Genomic DNA, 22,560 nt, shown 5'->3' with positions numbered 1-22,560 from the left:
GGCCCGATGAACAACGTAGATCGCGACTTTGACAAGGCTGTCGTCGTCGACAAGGTGCGCAAGACCTTCGGTGATTTCGTGGCCTTGCACGAGGTCAGCTTCGAAGTCGCCCGTGGTGAGGTGCTCGGCCTGCTCGGGCCCAACGGAGCGGGCAAGACCACGCTGGTCGACATCTTGTCGACCCTGAGCCGCCCCGACGAGGGCCGCGCGCTGGTCGCCGGCTATGACGTGGTGTCCGAGCCGGCCGGTGTGCGCCGGTCGATCATGCTTACCGGACAACAGGTCGCGATCGACGACACGCTGACCGGCCTGGAAAACCTCTTCATGTTCGGTCGTCTCTACGGGTTGAAGAAGGCCGCCGCGCGCAGCCGCGCCAAGGAACTGATCGAGGAATTCGATCTGGTGTATGCCGGCGATCGGCGCGTCAAAACATACTCGGGCGGGATGCGGCGACGGATCGACATTGCCTGCGGCCTGGTGGTCCCGCCGCAGGTGGTCTTCTTGGACGAGCCGACCACCGGCCTGGATCCCCGCAGCAGGCAAGGCATTTGGGATCTGGTCAGCAATTTCAAGGGCCGCGGCATCGCCACGCTGTTGACCACGCAATATCTCGAGGAAGCCGATGCGCTGGCCGATCGCATCATCGTCATCGACCACGGACGGATCATCGCCGAGGGAACGGCCGACGAGCTCAAGGCCCGCACGGGCGGCAGTTACCTTGAGGTCGTTCCGCGCGACTTGCACGATCTGCCGGTGATCGCCGAGATCCTCGGCTCGCTGTTGGCGCAGCAGAACCGGGCCACCCTGAAAACCGAGTCCGACCGGATCGCCATGCCGGCCCCCGACGGCGCCAACACCCTCGTCGAGGCCGTGGGACGGCTCGCCGCCGCCGACATCGCCGTTGCCGATGTTGCGCTGCGCCGCCCATCGTTGGACGACGTATTCCTGGCATTGACAACAGATCCCGCCAAATCCATTGCCGAGGCGATCAGGTGACCGCCGCCGGCTTCGCGGGATCCCGGGCGCGTCCCCACCCCTCGATGGGGACCCAGTGGTGGGTGCTCACCACCCGCTTCATCGCGCCCACCGTGCGCAACGGTGAGCTCGCCATCACCATCGCGGTCTCGGTGGTGTTCACCGCCGGCTTCTACATCCCGCTACACCAGATCATGGGCAACGTCACCAGGGGTGTGGCCAGCAGCTATGCGCAGTACTTGATGCCACTGATCGCTTTGGAGGCCATCACATTTGCCGCCATGTCAACTGCGTTTCGGGCGGCGACGGACTCGGTGCAGGGCGTCAACCGCCGGTTCCGATCCATGCCGATCCCACCGTTTACCCCGGTGGCCGCCCGCATCGCCGCCGCCCTCTACCGGTGCACGGTGTCCCTGACGGTGGCCCTAATCTGCGGTTACACCATAGGATTTCGCTTTCGCGGATCGGCCGTTGACACCGTTGCCTTCTGCCTGTTAGTGCTCGTCTTCGGGGCGGTGCTCTCGTTCGCGGCGGACCTGTTGGGCACCGGATCCCGTAATCCCGAGGCGATGGCTCCCATGCTGACGTTGCCGCCGTTGATCTTTGGGCTGCTGTCGGTCGGTGTTCAACCGGTGGAGCAGTTCCCCCGTTGGGTCCAGCCCTTCGTTCGCAACCAGCCGATCTCCGCGTTGGTGGACAGCCTGCATGGCGCCGCCGCCGACGTCGCACCGTTTCACACGTCGCTTACCTGGTCCGTGCTGGCGCCGACGCTGGCGTGGTTGTGCGGATTGGCCGCGCTGCTGGTTCCGGTATCGGTCATCGTCTTGTCGAAGCGGGCATGATGACTCTGGTATACGAGGAAACCGCCCGTCCCGCCGCCGCGCCGCGCGTGCACGAGAATTCGGCCCGCGTGCTGGTCCCGCAAACCCTGGTGCAGACACGGCGGATACTGATCAAGTGGTCACGCGACGTCACCGCGATCATCATGGTCACCGTGTTGCCCGTGCTGTTCCTGATCACCATGAATATTGTTCTGGGCCATGCGGTTACCCAAGTCGCCGGGTACGACGCGCTGTTCAACACGGTTCCGATGAACGTGCTCGCCGCGGCGGTCAACGGGTCTGCGGTCGGTGCGATCGGCCTTATCGTCGAGCGCGACGAGGGCCTGTTGCGCCGGCTGTGGGTGGTGCCCGTGCACCGCGCGTCGGGCGTCTGTTCGCGGATCCTCGCGGAGATGGTCCGGATCGTCGTCACGACGGGGATCGTGTTGGTCGCGGGGATGGTGCTGGGTTTCCGCTTCAAACAGGGCATCCTGCCCACCTTGGTGTGGCTGAGCATCCCGGTGCTGTTCGGACTCGCCTTCGCGACCCTGATCATATCGATTGCCTGGTACGCGTCGAAGAACTTTCTCCTCGAGGCGATTACGCTGGTGCACCTACTCGCGATCCTGTTCTCGACCGGGTTCCTGCCCGTAGACCAATTTCCCAAGTGGATCCAGCCGGTGGTTGCCCACCAGCCGATCAGCTGCGCGACCGACACGATGCGCGCACTGGCGCTGGGCGGGCCGGTGCGGTCGCCGATGGTCCAGACATTGCTGTGGGTCGCCGGCATCACCGCGGTCTGCGTCGCACCAACGCTGCTGGGCTATCGACGGGCCAGCACACGCAGATAGGGGAAGTCAGCAGTGTTTTCCGGATCCGTGATCCGCAAGCTCGCGCACAGCGAAGAAGTGTTCGCGGCCAATGAGACCTTCTTCGGGCTGAAGATACAGCTCACTGGTGACGTCGATATCGACGCAATGGCAGATGCTTTCGATGCGCTCCTGCAGATGCACCCCATCTGGGCCGGCCACCTCGAGCAGGCCGACGACGGCCGGCATCAGATCGTCGCCGAAGACGTCATGCATCCGGGACTGTGGATCGTCGATGAGCACACGTCGGATGCTGCGCTCGCCGGCATGCGCCTCGACCAGAACCAGTCCCTGCTGAATCTTCGGCTGCAAATCGGCAGCCAACAAAGCGACCTGACCTTGTATGCACACCACGCGCTGGCCGACGGGCATCATGTCTTCGCTCTGTTTGAAGAGCTGCTGTCCCGCTATACCAACGTGGTGGAAACCGGCGATGCCGGTCCGGTGACCCCGCAGCCCGCACCCGAATCACTCGAGGCGCTGCTCGAACAGCGCGGCGTGGCCAAGCAGGAGCGTTCGGGACTGGAACGTCTTTTCCCGGCGGCCTTCGCCTACGACCTGCCGGCCGTCGAGAAGCCAGCCATCGTATCGAGTTCCGATCTGATGCAACACATTCCGGTGGCACGAGTCCGCTTCACCGAGCAGGAGACATCGGAGTTGGTGGAGTTGGGCCGTGACAATCAGCTCAGCCTCAACTCCCTGGTGGCCGCGGCGCTGCTGCTGGCCGAATGGGAAATCCGCAATACCCCACACATCCCGATTCCTTACTTCTATCCGGTCGACCTGCGCTATCACCTGACGCCCCCGGTCGGTGCGACCGAAGGCACGATGCCGCTGGGGTTGGCGAGTTATCTGGCCGAAATCGGACCCGATACCGATCTCGTCGGGTTGGCCGGCGACATCGTGGAGGCGTTTCGCGCTGACCTGTCCGAAGGCCTGATTCAGCAGTCGTCGCTGCACTTCAGCCTGCAGTACGAAGGCAGCCTGCCCGGACTGCCCCCGTTCGTGATGTGCACGGACGTTGGCTCCATCCCCGGCTTGCGCACGCCTGAAGGCATCGAAATCACCGATGTCGGCGGCGAATTCCACTTCGCGGCCCACGCGCCGGTCGATCTCTACAGTTGCTGGACCTTCGCGGGTCAGCTGTACATCGAGCGCCACTGCAACCTGCCGGGCCACCAGGAGTCCCTGAAGGAAGTCCATTCGCTGTTGTGCGCTGCTCCCGCCGAGGACAGCTGGGTGATGGAGTGACCACCGAGCGTGAGTTCGACATCGTCTTGTACGGGGCCACCGGCTTTTCCGGCAAGCTGACCGCCGAATACCTCGCGCGATGCGGATCCCCGGCACGCATCGCCCTGGCCGGCCGAAGCAGTGAACGCCTGCAGGCGGTGCGGCAGACACTGGGCCCCGAGGCAGCGGATTGGCCGGTGATCGTCGCCCACGCGTCGCAGCCCTCGACGCTGGCCGCGCTGACCGCCCGGACGCGAGTGGTGCTGACGACCGTCGGCCCCTACGCGCACTACGGCCTGCCTTTGGTGGGTGCCTGCGCCGCGGCCGGAACGGACTACGCCGACCTGACCGGCGAGCTGATGTTCGCGCGCAACGCCATCGACCAGTACCACAAGCAGGCCGTCGACACCGGCGCCCGAATCGTGCTGTCGTGCGGATTCGACTCGATCCCTTCGGATCTCAACGTCTACCAGCTGTACCGGAAGGCGCGCGAAGACGCAGCCGGGGAGCTCTGCGACACGACCATGGTGTTGCGGTCCTTCTCCCAATTCGGGGCCTCCGGCGGCACGGTGGCGTCGCTACTGGGAACGATGCGCACCGCATCCAGCGACCCGGAAGCCCGTCGGCTCCTCGATGACCCGTACACGCTGACGACAGACCGCGCAGCCGAACCCGAAATCGGTCCGCAGCCGGACTTTACCTGCCGCCGCGGGTGTGACATCGCCCCCGAGCTGGCCGGCTTCTGGGCCGGCGGGTTCATTCTGGCCTCGCACAACACCCGAATTGTCCGCCGCAGCAATGCATTACAGGAATGGAAGTATGGCCGGCGGTTTCGCTATTCGGAAGCGATGAGTCTGGGAAAGTCGTTTGTGGCTCCGGCCGCCGCCAGGACGGTCACGGGCGCCCTGGCGGGCGCCTTCCGGTTGGCGAATCGGCATTCGCACCGATTGCCGCGACGATGGGTCCAGCGGGTGCTGCCCAAGCCGGGCGCCGGTCCGAGTGACGCCTCGCAGCGACGTGGTCATTTCAGGATGGAGACGTACGCCACCACCACGACCGGGGCCCGCTACCTGGCGACGTACGCACAGCACACCGACGCGTACCACGCGACCTCGGTCATGCTCGGCGAGAGCGGCCTGGCGCTCGCGCTCGATCGCGATCGGCTGTCCGGGTTGCGGGGGGTGCTCACCCCCGCCGCGGCGATGGGCGACGCACTGCTGGCGCGTCTGCCGGCCGCGGGCGTGTCCATCAAGACGACCCGGTTGGCCTGAAACCCGTTCGGGTAGCTCGGTTCTGCCGCTACGTTTTCTCCGCCACCAGCGTCTCGGCCAGATGGACGCTCAATGCCTGGGCCGTGTTGTGGGTGGCAATCGCCTTCGGCGTGACGCGGATTCCGATCTCGGCCTCGATGCGCGTCCGCAGCTCCAGATTGCCCAGCGAGTCCAGGCCGTGTTCGACGAACGGGCGGTCTGGGTCGACCGTGCGACGCAGGATCAGACCGGTCTGCTCGGTGATCAGCCGCCGAAGCCGGGTGGGCCATTCGTCCTGTGGTAGTGATCGTAGTTCGGTGCGCAACGTGGTCTCGCCGGCCGGGTGCGCTCCCGCGTGCTGGAAGGCTTCGGCGAACGGGCTGCGCGCCACCAAATCGGCCAGCCAGGACGACCCGGTCATCGGGATATACCCCGTGTGGCCACGGTTATAGCGCAGGAGTTCTTCGAATGTCCGCGCGCCTTCGTCGGGGGCGATCATGGTGGTACGCCCGCCCTCGGCCAGGTGCGTGGCGCGCCCGACCTCTCCCCATGCGCCCCACGCGATCGCCAGCGACGCCAAGCCCTGGCGGCGCCGCCACAACGTGAAGGCATCCACCCAGCTGTTGGCTGCCGCGTAGGCACCCTGTCCTGGCGTGCCCAGTAGTGCTGCCGCGGAGGAGAAACAGCAGAACCAGTCCAGTGGCTGGCCCACCGTGGCGCGGTGCAGGTTCCATGCGCCGTAAACCTTTGGCGCCCAATCACGGTCGATCACCTCGTCGGTGATGTTGGCCAACGTGGCGTCCACCACCACCGCCGCGGCATGCAGCACCCCACGCAGCGGAAGCCCGGTGGCCGTGGCCGCGGCCACCACCCGGGCCGCGGTGTCGGCCTCGGCCATGTTGCCGGACTCCACGACGACGTCGGCCCCGCCGGCGCGGATCCGGTCAATGGCCCGGCGCGCTTTGGGAGTTGGGTTGGCCCTCGCGGTCAGCACGATCCGGCCGCAGCCCGCCTTGGCCATCTCGGTGGCCAGATACAGCCCGAGCCCGCCCAGTCCACCGGTGATGATGTAGGCACCATCACCGCGGAACACGGTGGCCCGCTCCGGGGGTACCAGCACCGTACTGTGCCCGTCACGCGGGACGGACAGGACGAGTTTGCCGTTGTGCTCGGCCGCACCCATCACGCGAATTGCCGTGGCCGCCTGGTCAAGTGGATAGGCGGTGTGCTCGAGCGGCGGCAACCCACCGTCTCCGACGAGTCGGTACACCGTCCGCAACAGATCCCCCACTTGCCGGGGGTGGCTGGCCGCCATCAGCGCGAGGTCGAGGTAGTGGAACGTGAGGTTGCGGCGGAACGGATATTGGCCCAGCCGGGTGTCGCCGTAGACGTCGCGCTTGCCGATCTCGACGAACCGTCCACCGATAGCCAGCAGTTCGAAGCCGGCGCGCTGGGCGGCACCGGTGACCGAGTTGAGCACGACGTCGACGCCGTAGCCGTCGGTGTCGCGTCGGATCAGGTCGGCGAATTCGGTGCTGCGCGAGTCGTAGACATGCTCGATACCCATGTCGTGCAACAGGGCACGCCGCTGCGGGCTGCCCGCCGTGGCAAAGATCTCCGCCCCGACCAACCGCGCTATCGCGATTGCGGCCCGGCCCACTCCGCCGGTCGCCGAGTGGATCAGCACCCGCTCCCCCGGCTTGATCCTGGCCATCTCCTGCAGGCCATACCAGGCGGTGGCGTACGCGGTCGTGGCCGCGACGGCCTGCTCAGCGTCCAGACTGGGCGGAAGTGTCACGGCAAGTTCGGCGTCACAGGTGACGAACGTTGCCCAACAGCCGTTTTCGGATACGCCGCCGACCCGGTCACCGACCTGATGGCCGGTGACGTCAGGCCCGACCGCGGTCACCACGCCCGCGAAGTCCATACCGAGGCGCGGTTGACGCCCGTCGACGCTGGGGAATCGGCCCATGGCGATCAGCACGTCGGCGAAGTTGAGGCTGGACGCGGTGACCGCGACCTCGATCTGCCCAGGTCCCGGTGCGGCGCGTTCGAACGCAACGAGTTCCAGGCCGGCCAGGTCACCGGGAGTGCGGATCTCCAGGCGCATGCCGTCGAGCTGATGGTTCGCGATGGCGGTTTGCCGCTCGTCGGGCCGTAACGGGGCGCAGCGCAGCCGGGCGGTGTACCACTGTCCGCCGCGCCAGGCGGTTTCGTCCTCGTCCGATCCGGCCAGCAGCTGGCGCGCCAACTGCGCGGCGTCGGTTCCGTGATCGATATCGATCTGGGTCGCCCGCAGTTCGGCGTCTTCGGCGGAAATCACTCGCATCAACCCGCGCAGGCCCGCCTGGTCCAGGTTGGGCTGGTCATCGGGCAGCACGGTCTGGGCGTTGCGGGTCACGACGTACAGCCGGGCCGGCTCGTCGGAGGCTTCGTCGAGCGTGCGGGCGATCCGCACCAGCCGTCGCACCTGTTCGCAGCCGCGGGCCGGGGACTGCTCATCGAAGGCGGTCTGCGGCCCGGCCAGGACCACCACACCTGCGACATCGCCCATCGGCACGGCGAGCTGTCCGGCGATTTCGCACTGGGCGCCTTCGCTTTTCAGCACATCGGCGAGCTCGGCGGCCAACGGGTCGTCGTCGTCGGCCAGCAACAGCCAGCTCCCGGCGTCAGCGCTCTCGGCGGCGGGCAGGTCGCGCGGCTCCCAGTCGATCGCCAGCAGGCGCTCGGCCAGCACTCGCTGGCGCGCCCCGCTCTCGGAGACGTCGCTGCCCACGCTCAGCCCGCGCACGATCAGCAACACGGTCCCGTTCTCGTCGAACACGTCGAGATCGGCTTCCATTCCGATCTGATTCGCCTCGGTCACCCGACTCAGGCAGTAACGGGCGCCGCGCAGCGACCCGTAACTGCGCAGCCGGCGGACACCCAGCGGCAATAGCAGACCGCCGTCGGCGATATCGTGTGCATGAGCCGCGATCGACTGGAAGCACGCGTCGAGCACCGCCGGATGCACCCGAAAAGCGCTGTGCTGCAAGTGAACCTGCTCGGGACCCGCGACTTCGGCCAGCACCGTGCCGGTCGCCGCGGTGCCGGTGCGCGCGGCCGCCAGGCCGGCGAACGCGGGGCCGAACCGGACTCCGCGGTTGTCGAACCATTCCCGCAACTGCGTTCCGTCGACCCGGTTCGGATGGGCGGCGAGCAGCGCGGCGACATCGTGTACCGGTGGTTGGCCCAGCTCGTCGATGGCCTGCAAGGTTGCCGCGGCGCGCCGCGTGTACTCGCCCTCCTCGTCGGTTTGCACCTCGAACGACACCACGCCGGGCGCCTGGACCGACGCCTCGGCATTCAGCGCCGTCTCATCATCGAGCAGCAGCATCCGTTCGAATCGGATGTCGCGGACCTCCGACGCGTCACCCAGCGTCGCGCGCGCCGCCGCGAGGGCCATCTCGCAGTAGGCGGCTCCGGGCAGGGCCGGCACGCCGTGCACCTGGTGGTCTACGAGCCACGGCTGTGCCGTGGTGCCGACTTCGCCCTGCCAGACGTGTCGCTCGGGCTCTTCCAGCAGCCGCACGTGCGCACCCAACAAGGGATGCACCGAAACGGTTCGGCCACCAGCGGTCTCGGAGTCGCGCGCCGGCAACTGCGCACGATGCTCCGCGGCGCCGATCCAGTGGCGGGTGTGGTGCCAGGGCGCCGACGGCAGGGCCGGGTGCGGTTCGGGCGGGTGCGGAGTCCGGGGCGGATGGTCGGTGTGGCTCGCGTTGAGGTTGGTGTGGAAAGTGAGGGTGTCGTCGGCGTCGCGCGCCAGGGTGCTGACGATCCGGTAGTCACCGGCGCCGAGGGTGTCGTTAATGCCGTGGGCGAGCAAGGGGTGTGGGCTGATTTCGATGAAGGTGGCATGGGACCCAACGGCTTGGCTACCCGCATGAGCGATGGCCTGGCTGAACCGAACCGGGTTACGCAGGTTGGCCGCCCAGTGGTCGGCGTCGAACGCCGGCGTGTCGTCGGCGGGGCCGGTGGTGGTGCTGATCACCGGGATGGTCGGCGTATCTGGGGCCAAATCGGCTAGCTCAGAACGCAATTCGGGCAGGATCGGCTCGATGATGTGGTGATGGGAGGCCACGTCGACCTCGATGCGCCGGGCCAGCCGGTCGCCGTCGGCCACGACGGCCATCACCGCGTCGACCTGATCGGGCGGACCGGCGATCACCGTCTGGCCGGGCGAGGCGTACACCGCGAGGCTCACCTGCGGGTAATCGGCCAGCAGCGCCTCGATGGCCGCGGCGTCGGACTCCACCAGCGCCATCGCCCCCTGACCGGACAGCCGCGCCATCAATCGCGACCGGGTGCAGATCACTCGCAAGCCATCGGAAACGCTCAACGCGCCGGCCACCACTGCCGCGGTGACCTCGCCCATCGAATGCCCGATCACCGCGTCCGGCTCGACGCCATACGAGCGCCACAATGCCGTCAGCGCCAGTTGCACACCCACCAACAGCGGCTGAATCCGCTCGATTCCGGTGACCGGCTGGCCGTCGGCCAACACCCGCTGCAGCGAAAACCCGGCGTGTGCAACGAATATCGGCTCCAACTCGGCGACCGCCGCGGCGAACACCGGCTCGTCGGCCAGCAACTGGCGGCCCATCCCCGCCCACTGCGAGCCCTGACCGGAATACACGAACACCGTGCCGGGCCGCGACGCTGCCTGGTGCGGGGCCACCACGCCGTCGGCCGGCGTGCCGTCGGCCAGCGCACGCAAGCCGACAATCGCATGCTTGCGATCGCGCGCGCACACGGTGGCGAACACGGGGTGCCGGGACCGGTGGTGATTGAGCGTGTGCGCGACATCGGGCAATGCCACGTCCGCGCCGTCACCGTCCATCCAGTCAGCCAACGCCGACGCCAGCGAACTCACCCGCTCGGTCGACTTGCCCGACAGCACCAGCGTGCTCACCGCCGGGCCTGGTTGCGACGCAACGGGATCCGTCTCGGGGGCCTGTTCGATCACCACGTGGGCATTGGTGCCGCCGAAGCCGAACGACGACACCCCCGCCCGTCGCGGCAACCCGGTGTCCGGCCAATCCGTAGGCTCGGCAACGACTTTCAGCCGCATCTCGTCGAACGGAATATGCGGGTTAGGGGTCTGGTAGTTCAGGTTGGGCGGGATATGCCCGCGGTGTACCGCCAGCACCGCCTTGATGAGGCCGGCGATTCCGGCCGCGCCCTCCAGGTGACCCATGTTCGATTTGACGGCGCCGATCAGCAGCGGACCGTCTTCGGTGCGCCCGCGGCCCAGCACCGTACCCAGCGCGCGCGCCTCGATAGGATCGCCCAAAAGCGTTCCGGTTCCATGGGTCTCGACGTAATCGACCTGGTGCGGTGCGACGCCGGCGTTGGCACACGCCGCGCGCAGCACCGCCATCTGCGCAGCCGGGTTCGGCGCCATCAGCCCATTCGATCGGCCATCCTGATTGACCGCTGATCCGCGCAGCACCGCCAGCACCCGATCCCCGTCGCGCACGGCGTCGCTGAGTCGCTTGAGTATCACCGCGCCGCAGCCTTCGCCGCGGACGAATCCGTCCGCGTCCGCGTCGAAGGATTTGCACTGCCCCGTCGGCGACAACGCTTCGGCTCCGTCGAAGCTGCGGAAGATGGCCGGCGACAACAGCAGGTTCACTCCCGCGGCGATGGCCAGATCGCAATCCCCGGTACGCAGGCTCTGACATCCCAGGTGCACAGCCACCAGCGACGACGAACAGGCCGTGTCCACCGACACCGACGGGCCGCGAAGATCCAGAAAATACGACAGCCGGTTCGCGATGATGCTCAATGCGCCGCCGATGTTGCTCCACGCGTCGACACGAGACAGATCCGTTCCGGCCAGATACCCGTAGTCGGTCGCACACGCGCCGGCGAAAACCCCGGTCTGGGAACGACGCAGTGATTCCGCGGGAATCCCGGCATGCTCCAACGCTTCCCAGGCCACCTCCAGCAACAACCGCTGCTGCGGATCCATCGCGGTCGCTTCATGCGGGGATATCTCGAAGAACTCCGCGTCGAAACCGTCGACGTCGGTCAACACCGAAGCCCACCGAGTGGTGCCGGCCAGCGCCCTCGTGATCTCCGGTGAGCCGTCGTCGAACGGCAACCATCGGTCCGCCGGCACCTCGGCTACCGAGGAACGACCCTCACAAAGGAAGCGCCAGTACGCATCCGGTCCTGAAATGTCCCCGGGAAAACGACATCCCAACCCGATCACGGCGATCGGCTCGTCGGCCCACCCACGATCCGCCGAGTCGGCTTGCGCCTGGGACTCCGACTCGGGTGTGGTCAGAAACTGCACCAATTCGTTGATCGTCGGGTGCTGCCAAAAATCCAGCGGCGAGACCGCCCGGCCGGCCAATGTCGCCAACTCACCCGAGAGTACGACCGCATCGCGCGAGCCCACCCCCAGGTCGTTGAACGCCACGTCGAGGCCGACATCTTCACGATCACAACCGATCTCGTTAACGAGATAGTCGATCAACCAGCGCTTTAGCCCCCCGGCCTCATCAGGACCGGCCGACGTCACGCCGGAACGTCCAAACGCTCAAACTCCTCGAGCCGGTAGGTCTCGACACACGTCGATCGGCGCACCTTGCCGCTCGTCGTGAGCGGAAGCGAACCGGGCGCCACCAGCACGAGATCGGCGATACGCACACCGTGTGCGCTGGAAATCGCGGCGGCGACGTCGCGCCTGATCGAGCGGAGTTTCTGCTGAGCGTCCTCGTCGGAGCCGGCCTTGCTCTTGACCTCCGCGATGGCGACAAGCTGCTCGGTGGTGTCGTTGGCAACCGAAATCGCCGCCACGCGGCCCTTGGTGATCTGCCCGATCGTCGATTCGATGTCGTCCGGGTAGTGATTACGGCCGTCCACGATGAGCAGATCCTTGAGCCGGCCCATGATGAACAGTTCGCCCTCGCAGATGAACCCCAAGTCACCGGTCCGCAGCCAGGGACCCTCGGGTGTGCCCGCGGAGGGGTTGGCGATCCGGGCACCGAACGTGCGCTTGGTCCGCTCCGGATTGCGCCAGTACCCGTTGCCGATGTTGCGGCCGTGCGCCCAGATTTCTCCGATGACACCGGGCGCCGTCTCGGTCTTGGTGTCGGGGTTGACGATGCGCACCAGCGGTGACTTCATGGCGCCGTAGCTGATCAGATCGCTGCCGCCCTGCTCCTCGGTGCACGGTGTGGCCCGCCCGCCCGACAACTGCTCGTACTGAAAGCGCACGGATTTGGGCGCTTGCCCCGTCTTCGCGCTGGCCACGTACAGCGTCGCCTCGGCGAGACCATAGGACGGCCGGATGGCCGTCTCGGGGAGGCCGTATCGGGAGAAACGCTCCATGAAGCGCGTGATCGATGCCGGCTGCACCCGCTCACTGCCATTGGCCAGACCCACCACGCCACTCAGGTCGAGCCCGGCCATGTCGTCGTCCGAAATTCGGCGCACCGCGAGATCGAACGCGAAGTTCGGTCCTCCGGAAAACGGCCGGGGATGGCTCGCCAGCAGCCGCATCCACCGGGCCGGCTCGATCAGGAATGCGATCGGACTCGTCAACACCGCGGGCCGTCCCCACACGGTGGGGAAACAGATCCCCTGGATGAGCCCCATGTCGTGATAGAAGGGCAGCCACGACACCAGCGTTTCCGGCGGCCCGGACAGGTCGAACAAGCCCGACTCGAGCTGCCGGCAATTCGTCACCACGTTCTCGTGAGTGATCACGACACCGGCCGGCTGGCCCGTCGACCCCGACGTGTACTGCAGATACGCTTCCTTCGCAGGCTCGTATTCGGCCGTCAATTCGCCGGCCGAGTAATAGTCGAGCGAGTCGATTTCAAGGACCGTCGGCGCCGCCGATCCGCCATGCGACTCCGCATATTTGACGACCCCGTCAACGGCGGCGGAGGTCGTGATAATTGCGGCGGGGGTGCAATCCTGTAGGGCCGACGAAATGCGGCTATCGTGGGCGCCGAATTGCGGGACAGACAGCGGAACCGCGATGAAGCCGGCCTGTAACGCCCCAAGGAAACCGACGACGTAGTCGAGGCTCTGCGGAGCCAATATCGCCACCCGATCGCCGGTCGTCCCGCAGCGCCGCAGCTCCGCGGCGACCGTCAAGGCGCGTCGGTGCAGCTGCGACCAGGTCAAGCTTTCTGCGAAGCCTTTAGGGTCCACGTCGTAGTCGATGAATGTGAATGCCGTGTCATTGGGCTGCCGGCGAGCATTTTCGCTCAGCACTGCCGGGATGGAGGACTCGATGACGGACATAACGCTACCCTTCTGATTCTTCAAAATATTGGTGCGCATCACGCCCCCCACGGGATGCCGCGGCCCGGTTTTTCGCGGCACCACCCCATGCCACTAACCGATACGAACTTCTATCTGTGCAGCACCACCCTGGATGAGAAGACTTCAAAGGTGCGGCGGGTATCCGCGGCATCGTCAGCGGCGGCAACGCCGACCCGCGAGCGCATGCCTGGTGCGACCGCGCCGACGTGCACTCCGACGATGGGCTCCACCCTCTGTTCCACCCTCTGTTCGACGAAGTGTACCGCCGCGCGGTTCAGCGACGATCCAGTCTGCGCGAGCCGACATGAGCGAGCGCCCGCGGTCATGACCACCTCCACGGCGAGGAACCTACCCGTTCTCTGTCGGCCACGTTGGCGAATCGGCGATATCGTTGACCAGCCAATATCGCCCGGTGATCGGCACGCTGGTCCCACAAATAGTCGCTGCACGAAATAGTCGCTGCACGGCGCCGGGGCATCCGCGATGATCAACGCCCATTAGAGGAACAGGAGAGGAAGCGGGCCCATGACAGGCAAGGCGCTAGCAGCAATCGAGCATGCCCTGGCGCTGGCCGGGTCGATGACCTGGGAAATCTTATGGGCGCTGATTCTCGGCTTCCTGCTGTCGGCGGTGGTGCAGGCGGTGGTGCGGCGCTCGACGATCGTGGCGCTGATGGGCGACGATCGTCCGCGCACCCTGGCGATAGCGGCCGGCTTGGGCGCGGCATCGTCGTCGTGCTCGTACGCGGCGGTCGCGCTGGCCCGGTCGTTGTTTCGCAAGGGTGCGCATTTCACCGCGGCCATGGCGTTCGAGATCGGCTCCACCAACCTGGTGGTCGAGTTGGGAATCATCCTGGCGCTGCTGATGGGCTGGCAGTTCACCGCCGCCGAGTTCGTCGGCGGTCCGCTGATGATCATCATCCTGGCTGTGTTGTTCCGGCTGTTCGTCCGGTCCCGCCTCGTCGACGCCGCGCGCGAGCAGGCCGAACGGGGCATCGCCGGATCGATGGAAGGACATGCCGCCATGGACATGTCCATCAAGAGGGACGGTTCGTTTACCCAGCGCCTGTTTTCCGCAGCGGGCTTCACGTCAATTTCGCACGTGTTTGTCATGGAATGGCTGGCGATCCTGCGGGACCTGGTGCTGGGTCTGTTGATCGCCGGCGCCATCGCGGCGTGGGTGCCCGAAACCTTTTGGCGAGGTTTCTTTTTGGCTGACGACCCCGGCTGGGCCGCGGTGTGGGGGCCGATCGTCGGGCCGGTCGTAGCGATGGTGTCCTTCGTGTGCTCAATCGGCAACGTGCCGTTGGCCGCGGTGCTGTGGAACGGCGGCATCAGCTTCGGCGGCGTGATCGCCTTCATCTACGCCGACCTGGTGATCCTGCCGATCTTGAACATCTACCGGAAGTATTACGGCACGAGAATGATGCTGACCTTGCTCGGCACTTTCTACGCCTCGATGGTTGCCGCCGGGTATCTCGTCGAATTGCTCTTCGGCACAACGAACCTCATCCCGGCCGAGCGCAACGCGACGGTAATGGAAGCGTCCATCTCGTGGAATTACACCACCTGGCTCAATATCGTATTCCTGGTCCTGGCGGCGGTTCTGATCGTCCGATTCGTCACGTCCGGGGGAATGCCGATGGTGCGGATGATGGGCGGCTCCCCGGCCGCGACGGACGGTCACCATCACTGACGAGCCAGCGCCGCCGTCCATTGCTCAGTGCTGATCATCTCGCGCCAATTCGCCTCAACGGAATCCAGGGCGTCCTCGATGCAGGCCCATACCGACTCCAGGGGTGACGCACCGGGGGCGGCGGCGGCAATCCGGTTCTCCACAGCCAGGTTTGGTGGGTTCGGCGCATCACTGAACGGAGCGAGATCGTTGATGGCGTCGATGACCAGACGTCGCCGGTGCGCGTACGGCGACGCGCTCAGCTCCTCGGGCATGATCGGGCGGCCAAAGATGTAGTCCTGCGCGGCTTGGCGATACGGCACCTCGAGCTTGTGGCGCACCGCAATCTCGGGCAAACCCCCGGCGAAGTACACCGGCACGATCGGCAGCGACATTTCGATCGCCATATCCAGCAAGGTAGAAGTCAGCCTCTCGACGCGCTGACCGGAATGGACATGCCGAGTTCCGTCGGCGTGCACCATCGTCGACACGCCGCGGGCCTCGACATCGCTCTTGATCTCTTCAACGAGGTCGAGGAACTGCTGCGGGTTCTGCTGGTCGAAGTATCGGATGGTGCGCAGCTCCCGGCCCGCCACGGCGTCGAGCAGCCGCAAAAGCTCACCGATCCAACGGTTTTCATGTTTGGCGTGAGCGATCGGCACCACCTGCGTGCCGGTCAGCCACGACGCGATGGTGGTGCCCAACAGCGATTCGATCTGCACCTGGTGGTTGCCCAGCAGCAGGACCGGACGGCCCCGAATCGCCGCCATTGCCCGTGGGTCCGCGACGACGACGTGCCTAACGTAGCGCGACAACAGGGCCCCGTGGAGCACATCGGCGAAGCCGTCCCGCTGCATCCTGAGCGTGTCGGCCCACCAGTCGCGCACCGGTCGCCAGTCCGTCTGCAACGACGCGCTGGCGCGGCACACCCGCTGGCGTGGTTGCTCGATCTCGATCCGGATTCGCTCCAGCGGCAGCGCCGGGCAGCTCACCTGGCCCCCGTCGAGGAGAACCTGCGAGGGGTGGATCGCGTTGTGGGCGGCATCGGCGACCGCTTCTTTGGACGCGATGTCGACGAGCAGCGAATCCCCTTGGCTGTCGGTGCAATACACCGCGTGCAGGGTGCCCTTGAACCAGTCGAGCGTTGCCGCGCGGACCGAATCGAGCATGACCACGCCATCACCGAGCCGCTCGCTCAGCGACATCGCGGGTACGGCCCGCCGCTGCGCCAGGAACGCGCGGCGCTTCAGGCCCCCGGCTTGGGCAAGCGGTCCCTTGGACAGCAAGATTTCGACGAGCCGAATGTAGGCCCACGGCTTGCCCGCGACGCTCAGCCACAGATCGATGACCGGCATGCGGCCATCGTCGTCGTCGAAACCGACGAAACGGGATTCCACGTCCACCGTGCCTGCCGTGGGGGCGTCACCGTAGAACCGGGCCCAGACGACCCGACTTGGAAATGCGACGGTCGGGTCCGCCGCGTCCGCATACGACTCGACCGCACAATTGTCCGTGGTCCAGACGCTCATCGCGGCGTGCGGAACGATGTGCAACGCACCGTCGAGGAGTCCCGGCTGCTGCAGGCCCGCCGGAACCTTGCACAGTTCGACCGCAAGCGTCCCCGACGACCCGTTGCGCCCGATCCGGGCACCGTCCGTCAGCGTCGCGAATGCGGGCCCGTGGAACACCGCGCTGGTGGCGTACGGGGTGGCGAAGGGCACCGCACCGGTCAGCGCGACCGGAGTTGCCGGTGCGCCGGTGTACTGCGGCGCGGTGACGATCGTGGCGTGGGCGTGAGTTTCCCAGCGCGACAACGCCGCTTTCGGTGCGTTGCGCCACACCTCGAGCCGGCCCTCGAAACGTCCGGGCGAAGTGGGCTCGACGACCACCCTCAGCTGCTTGGGCGAATCGACGATGATCCAACGAACCATCCGCAAGTCGGTGACCTCGACCACTTTGGCCGTGCCCGCGGCGCGGCCGGCCGCCTGCGCCAACAGGTCCAGCACCGACATCATCGGGAGGGACGGAATGACATACGTCGGGCAGTGGTCGGTGATCCAGCCGTCGGTGGCCGGATCGATGGTCGTCTGCACCGTCGTGGCCTGCGCAGTCCGGGCCGGCGCCGTCGTGGCCGTGGCGGTTGAGGAGGGCGCCGTCGTCGACGAGCCGATCCCGGCTTCCGATTGTCCTTGCGGCACCTGGCGTGTGATGCGCATACCGAGGTTGGTCGCGCTGTAGATCCGTTTGCCGTCCACCCACAGCGAGGCGTCGGCGACAGCCAGAATGCCCGGAACATCACCCTCGTCGCGCGCGATGCGGGTGATCTCGACTTCGGCCATGATCTGCTTGTTCGTCGGCACGATCTGTCCGCGATAGCGCCAGGTGATCGCATCGTTGAGCGCCACCGGCTCGAACCGCGCCGAGGGTCCCGCCTCTTTGCCCAGCCCGTGGTCGAGCATCGCGAATTGCAGGAGTTGCAGCATCATTTCGATGCCCAACGACCCGGGCTGCACCGGATCTTGGTAGAAGTGGGCCTTGAAATACCACTCCGCCGGGTCGACGTCCTTGACGGCGCGCCATCGCCCGAGGCCGGCCTCGCCGTCGGTCGGCCATCGTCCCGTCACGCAGTCGATCATCAACAGCATTGGATCGGCCAATCGTGCTCCGGGGCCGAAGAACTCGTGTGGACGCATTGAAAGGTCGACGACCGGTGCGTCGCATGGGCGCTGCGCGATGGCGCGCTGCTCGTCGGTGACCGGGAGTCCCACCTGCTGTTGCAACGCCTCGCCGCCGAAGTATCCAAACACCGTGTCGAAGGTGTAGATGGGCCCCTCGTCGGCGTGGATCTCACCGTCGAAGGTCACAATGATGGTGCCGCCCGCCTTGGCGATGCTCTTCAGCGAGACTTTGGTCCGCAGGGTTCCGGTCGACGGCGTGACCTCGCGGTGCTGTCTGCCCGTGCCATCCAGGTTGCGGAAGTAAAGATCCTTTTCGCTGTTCAGCGGGCAGCCGACGTAGCTCGCCAGCCAGCCGCACGGCTGCAGGGCGACCTCCATCAGCACCGCGTTGGGCATCGTCGGCGTCCCGTTCACCGCGAAATACCAAGCATCACTGGGCACTTCGTACTCCACGACGACTTCCGCGCCCGCTTTCACAACGCCGATCTCACCGACCAGCTCGGTGACCCTGGACATGAAGTGGTAAGGCGGGCCGGGCAGCCTGGCCACCTTGCGGTGCGAGTCGAACTTCTCGAACAGTGGGCCGAACGCCAAGGACGGCTTGGCGATAGCGCTTGCCAGCATCGCTTGGTAGTCGAACCGGAAGCCGTCGACTTCGGCGACGGGTTTGGGTTCGACGTATCCGACCAACTCCTTGGCACCCAGATCCATCGGCCAGCCGGGCGACAGCTTCAGACCCATCCGGCGGCAGTGGAATGCCGGCAAACCGTCGACGGTGCACAGCAGGTCGGCGAAGAGCGTCGGCTCCGGTCCGGCGAGAACCTCGCGCACGAACACCTCGTAGACCAGTTCGCGCGATTGCGGTGTGACCTGCCCTCGGCACGACAACTTGTATGTCTCGAAAGGCACGGGTTCGAAACGCCAACCGTCACACTCCAGCGTCATCCCGAGCGCGGTCATGTAGATCGCCATGGTTTGCAGGGTCGCTTCGAACATCAGCGTGCCGGGCATACACGGGTCGTTCTTGAAGTGCCCTGCGAAGTACCACTTTTCGGGATCGACGTGTGCGACCGCCCGCAAGTAGCCCCGCTCCCACGGGCCCCCGGATAGATCCAGCTGGATTACCTCGTCGACGAACAACATGTCGCCGCCGCCGATGCTGGGCGTGCGAGTGTGGCTGGCCGCGCGTTCGAAGCCCTGACCAAACGTACGCCAAATCTCTCCGCCCGCCATTGCCTCCAGGTCGGCACGAGACAGCGAGGTCCGCGATGTTTGCGACGGCATCGGTTCCATCGGACCGTCGACGGTCTCGTCCTCGGGACGCCACAGGATTCCGCCGGAGGCGGCCAGCTCCTCGGCGGAGAAGAATCCGGCCTGGCCGTTGCGCATCGACATGCGCTCGACACCGTCGATCGTGCAGTCGTAGTGAAAGAAGAAGATGCGGATGTCGCCCTGACGGGCGTGGCCATCGACGTGGATGTCGAACCTTAAGGTGTCCCCGATTTCGGGTAGGCCGCCCAAGTAGGTCACCTCACAGCCCAGCAGGCGATACACCCGATCACCCTTGTTGGCGAAGTCGGCGCCCATCCACGAGATGAGCATCAGGTCGGCCTGCCCGGCCTCGATCATGACGCCCGCGGGCATCCGGCCCTGATCCAGATACCACGCATCGGAGGTGACATCGGTTTCGGTCCACAGGGTTCCGGTACCGTTGCGGCCCGGCTCGGCGTCGATGCCCAAGAGGCGATCCGCCAGCAGCAGCGGCGGTTCCGGCATCCGCACCTGACGAAGGTAGTTGTCTTGCACCGTGAACGCCGGGCCATAGATATCGGAGATCTTCCCCGACGCGTGCACCCGCAGGCCGTCCTTGTCGAGCGCGAGACCAACCGGGGCCCGCTTGGCCGTCGGCGCCGGAACGTGCTTGTCTGCGGGCCGAACCGGCTGAACCGCCCTGCACGCACCGGCAAGGGGTAACTTGTCAATCTCTTTGGGCGCCAATGGCTTCGAGGCTGTGTCACCCTTGCGGGGGGCGGATGTGGAGTCGTCGTGGCCAGAGCCGTTGTGGTCAGAACCGTTGCGGACGCTCCCCCGCGTGCCGGCCGGGTGCGTGTCGATGTCGTAGGCGACTGCCAGCGGCTCTGGCGGCGTCTGCGCGGCCAGAGCCGCGCCGAGCGGCACCCGCACCAATGCCTCCGCGGCCTTGGGCAGAGCAGGGGGAACCGGGAGGTGTGTTGCCATGCGCTGCTCCCCTTTACTGGTGATCAACCGTGAATCCTGGTCAACTTCGATAACATTCTCCGGTAGCAGAACGTCGGGAAGATGACCGGGAAAACGCAGCCACGTCGACTTCCCCGGCCCGGATCCCGTCTCGGTGCGGTGTGCGGCGAGCGCGCTGGCGTCATTGACCGGCGGTGCCACCAGCACGATCTGCTGCTGCTGGCCAGCCAGCGCGTCAAGCGCGATGACGACTTCTCGATGCGGCGAGGACCATTGCGTGCCATCGGGACGTATACCGAGAAAGCCGTAGAGCACACCGGCGGCGACGTGCAACAGCCCGGACGCGGCGTGGGCGTGGCCGAGTAGGGGCGAGAGGTTCGTTGCGCCGGGTGCGGTGCCCAACCGAAGGCAATCGCCGTTTGGTCGCCGGCCGGCGGACAGGCTGGCAAGAACCGTGTCGTCATCACGGCGTGCATCGTCGGCGCGTTTGAGGACCAGCACGACGGCGGCGTCACCGGGGATCTGCTCGCCGGGTCCCAGCAGCTCCCGGGCCGCCGCTTCGTGCACGGGTTCGCAGCTGAGGTCCACCGCCCCCACCACGGCCGCGTCGATCTCACCGCGCCGCAGTGCGCGGGCGGCCATCTCCAGTGCCGTGGTTCCGGAAAGCTCCTCGCGGGATACCGTGAAACTCGGTCCGCGAAGATCGAACTGACTGTTCAACCGGTTGGCCACAATGTTGGGCATGGCGCCGACCACCCCGGCGGCTGTCCACCCTTGCACCACCGCGTCGCGCGCCGTCGCCAGCAAATCCGGGTCATCGATCTCGCCGGCCAACCGCCAACGCACCCCGAGTCGTGTCACCTCGGCGTCGCAGCCCATCCCGACGATAACGCTCGTGGTGTCCGGTGGAAGATCTTTGATCAGATCACCGACATTCATCGTCGCACCGAGAAGGGCGATCTGTTGCGGCAGGGTCTGCTTGAGATCGGTTGGGGGGAAACGTGTCTGAGTAAGATCGAGACAGACCTCGGACATCCGCGCCCTTACCGCACCGCTGTCCTCGCGATGGGGAATCGGTTCGTTCTTCGCCAGATGATCAGCTACCGAGAGGGTTTCGTGTCCATCGCCTACGAGCAGTCCCAGCCCGACGATCGCGATGTCCGCGTCGGCTCCGGTCGGCGTCGCCGGCCATTGCGGCGGTGCGACATGCTTGTTAGCGGGTTCGGCCCATTCCTCGAGCAGCAGGTGGGCGTTGTTGCCGCCGAAGCCGAAGTTGTTGACCGCGGCGCGGCGCGGTCCGACACAATGCCAGGGTTCGGCTTCGGTGAGCAGCCGGAACGGAGAGTCAGCGAGATACGGCAGCGGATCGTCGGTGTGCAGGGTCGGCGGCCGTACTCGCGCCCGCATCGCCGCGAGCACCTTGATGGCTCCGGCAGCGCCCGATGCCGTGATGGAGTGCCCGAGATTGGATTTCAGCGATCCGATCGGCACGTTGGTCATACCGTCGAAAATGCGTGCCATGCTCATCAGTTCGGTCAGATCGCCCCGCGCGGTGCCGGTGGCATGACATTCGATCAGGGAGATGTCTTGCGGCTCAAGCTCGGCCATCTCGTAGGCGAGCCGCATCGCACGTTCCTGCCCCTCCTGGGAGGGCACCAGCAGACCGCGGCCGCGGCCGTCGTTGCTGAGGCCGACCGCCCTGATGATGCCCAATATGGTGTTACCGTCGGCGATTGCGTCTTCCAGCCTGCGCAGCACCAGAATCGCCGCGCCCTCGGCCGGCACCAGACCGTCGGCCTCCGAATGGAACGGGCGCGACCTGCCGGAACGGCTCAGCGCCTGCAGCGCGCTGAAGCCAACGTGTAACAGCAAGTCGCTGGCCCCGTTGACACCTCCGGCCAGCATCACATCCGCGGTGCGGTCGTGCAGCCGGTCGCAGGCGAGCTTGATGGCATACAGCGATGAGGCGCACGCGGCGTCGACGGCGGCGGCACCACCGGTAAGGCCGAGCGCGTTCGCGATGAGATGAGCGGGCAGACCGGACATGAACCGATTACGCCAGTCGATCCGGTGCGTTGTTCCGCGCCAGACTTTTTCGGCCAGATCCGTCATCGTCTTCGTCGGATAGCTCAGGTTTCCGAGGACGACCCCGGCCGAGCCCGGGACTTCGCCCGCACGCCAGCCCGCACCCTCAATGGCTTGGCGGGCCGCCTCGATGGCCCACAGGTACAGCGGATCGAGACCATCGAGAGCCTCGGCGTCAAGGAGAAGCCCCCCAGTCGCGAGAGCCGGATCGAACCCACGCACGTATCCACCGCGGTCCGACCAGGTGTGGTCCAGGAAGGCGGAGTTCTTCGGGTCGCGCAGGATATGCTCCGCCGATACACCCCAGTAGCCGGGCTGCGCCGAGCCGAGGGCGTCGCGGCCCGCACGCACCGTGTCCCACAACCCGTCGGGACTCAGACCGCCGGGCAGAACGCAGCCCTGGCCGACGATCGCGATGGGTTCAAATTTCAAG

9 protein-coding genes are annotated in these 22,560 nt (G+C 66.4%); 6 read left to right on the top strand and 3 right to left on the bottom strand.

Annotated elements, in window-relative coordinates:
* Positions 1-6 precede the first annotated feature (6 nt).
* From MJO58_RS08815 to MJO58_RS08795, 5 genes are read left to right on the top strand one after another with little or no spacing between them, the layout of a single operon-like run.
* Complete coding sequence (locus MJO58_RS08815; RefSeq protein WP_090601139.1) at positions 7-996, top strand: ATP-binding cassette domain-containing protein; 990 nt, start codon at positions 7-9, stop codon at positions 994-996.
* 44 nt (positions 997-1,040) lie between these two features.
* Positions 1,041-1,817, top strand: a complete 777-nt coding sequence (locus MJO58_RS08810; protein WP_090608667.1) for an ABC transporter permease — start codon at positions 1,041-1,043, stop codon at positions 1,815-1,817.
* The gene (locus tag MJO58_RS08805) at positions 1,814-2,647 is read left to right on the top strand and encodes an ABC transporter permease (protein ID WP_239722614.1); all 834 of its coding nucleotides are present in this window, start codon (positions 1,814-1,816) and stop codon (positions 2,645-2,647) included. The genes MJO58_RS08810 and MJO58_RS08805 overlap by 4 nt, the downstream gene beginning before the upstream one ends.
* A gap of 12 nt (positions 2,648-2,659) precedes the next feature.
* Positions 2,660-3,916, top strand: coding sequence for a phthiocerol/phthiodiolone dimycocerosyl transferase family protein (locus tag MJO58_RS08800; protein ID WP_090601137.1), 1,257 nt, complete (start codon positions 2,660-2,662; stop codon positions 3,914-3,916).
* Positions 3,913-5,166 carry a saccharopine dehydrogenase family protein gene (locus tag MJO58_RS08795; RefSeq protein WP_239722613.1) on the top strand — a complete coding sequence of 418 codons (1,254 nt, stop codon included), beginning with the start codon at positions 3,913-3,915 and terminating at the stop codon, positions 5,164-5,166. The genes MJO58_RS08800 and MJO58_RS08795 overlap by 4 nt, the downstream gene beginning before the upstream one ends.
* Before the next feature lie 28 nt (positions 5,167-5,194).
* On the opposite strand, the gene pks2 is transcribed toward MJO58_RS08795, so the two are convergent.
* Both pks2 and MJO58_RS08785 read right to left on the bottom strand, forming a co-directional pair.
* The gene (gene pks2 / locus MJO58_RS08790) at positions 5,195-11,716 is read right to left on the bottom strand and encodes a sulfolipid-1 biosynthesis phthioceranic/hydroxyphthioceranic acid synthase (RefSeq protein ID WP_239722612.1); all 6,522 of its coding nucleotides are present in this window, start codon (positions 11,714-11,716) and stop codon (positions 5,195-5,197) included.
* Positions 11,713-13,452: an AMP-binding protein gene (locus MJO58_RS08785; RefSeq protein ID WP_239722611.1), complete on the bottom strand. Its 1,740-nt coding sequence runs from the start codon at positions 13,450-13,452 to the stop codon at positions 11,713-11,715. Before MJO58_RS08785 ends, pks2 begins: the two co-directional genes overlap by 4 nt.
* Positions 13,453-13,998: 546 nt before the next feature.
* Between MJO58_RS08785 and MJO58_RS08780 the strand changes: the two genes are divergently transcribed.
* Positions 13,999-15,168, top strand: a complete 1,170-nt coding sequence (locus MJO58_RS08780) for a permease (protein ID WP_090601132.1) — start codon at positions 13,999-14,001, stop codon at positions 15,166-15,168.
* Here MJO58_RS08780 and MJO58_RS08775 read toward each other — a convergent pair.
* A complete protein-coding gene (locus MJO58_RS08775; protein ID WP_239722610.1) occupies positions 15,162-22,559 on the bottom strand; it encodes a beta-ketoacyl synthase N-terminal-like domain-containing protein in 7,398 nt (2,465 codons plus the stop codon). The two genes, MJO58_RS08780 and MJO58_RS08775, sit on opposite strands and share 7 nt — an antisense overlap.
* Between the last annotated feature and the right edge of the window lies 1 nt (position 22,560).

Origin of the sequence: Mycobacterium lentiflavum (genome assembly GCF_022374895.2) — a bacterium.
GTDB lineage: Bacteria > Actinomycetota > Actinomycetes > Mycobacteriales > Mycobacteriaceae > Mycobacterium > Mycobacterium lentiflavum.
Note: the sequence above shows the minus strand (reverse complement) of the source record. Positions and strands in the feature narration are given on the sequence as shown.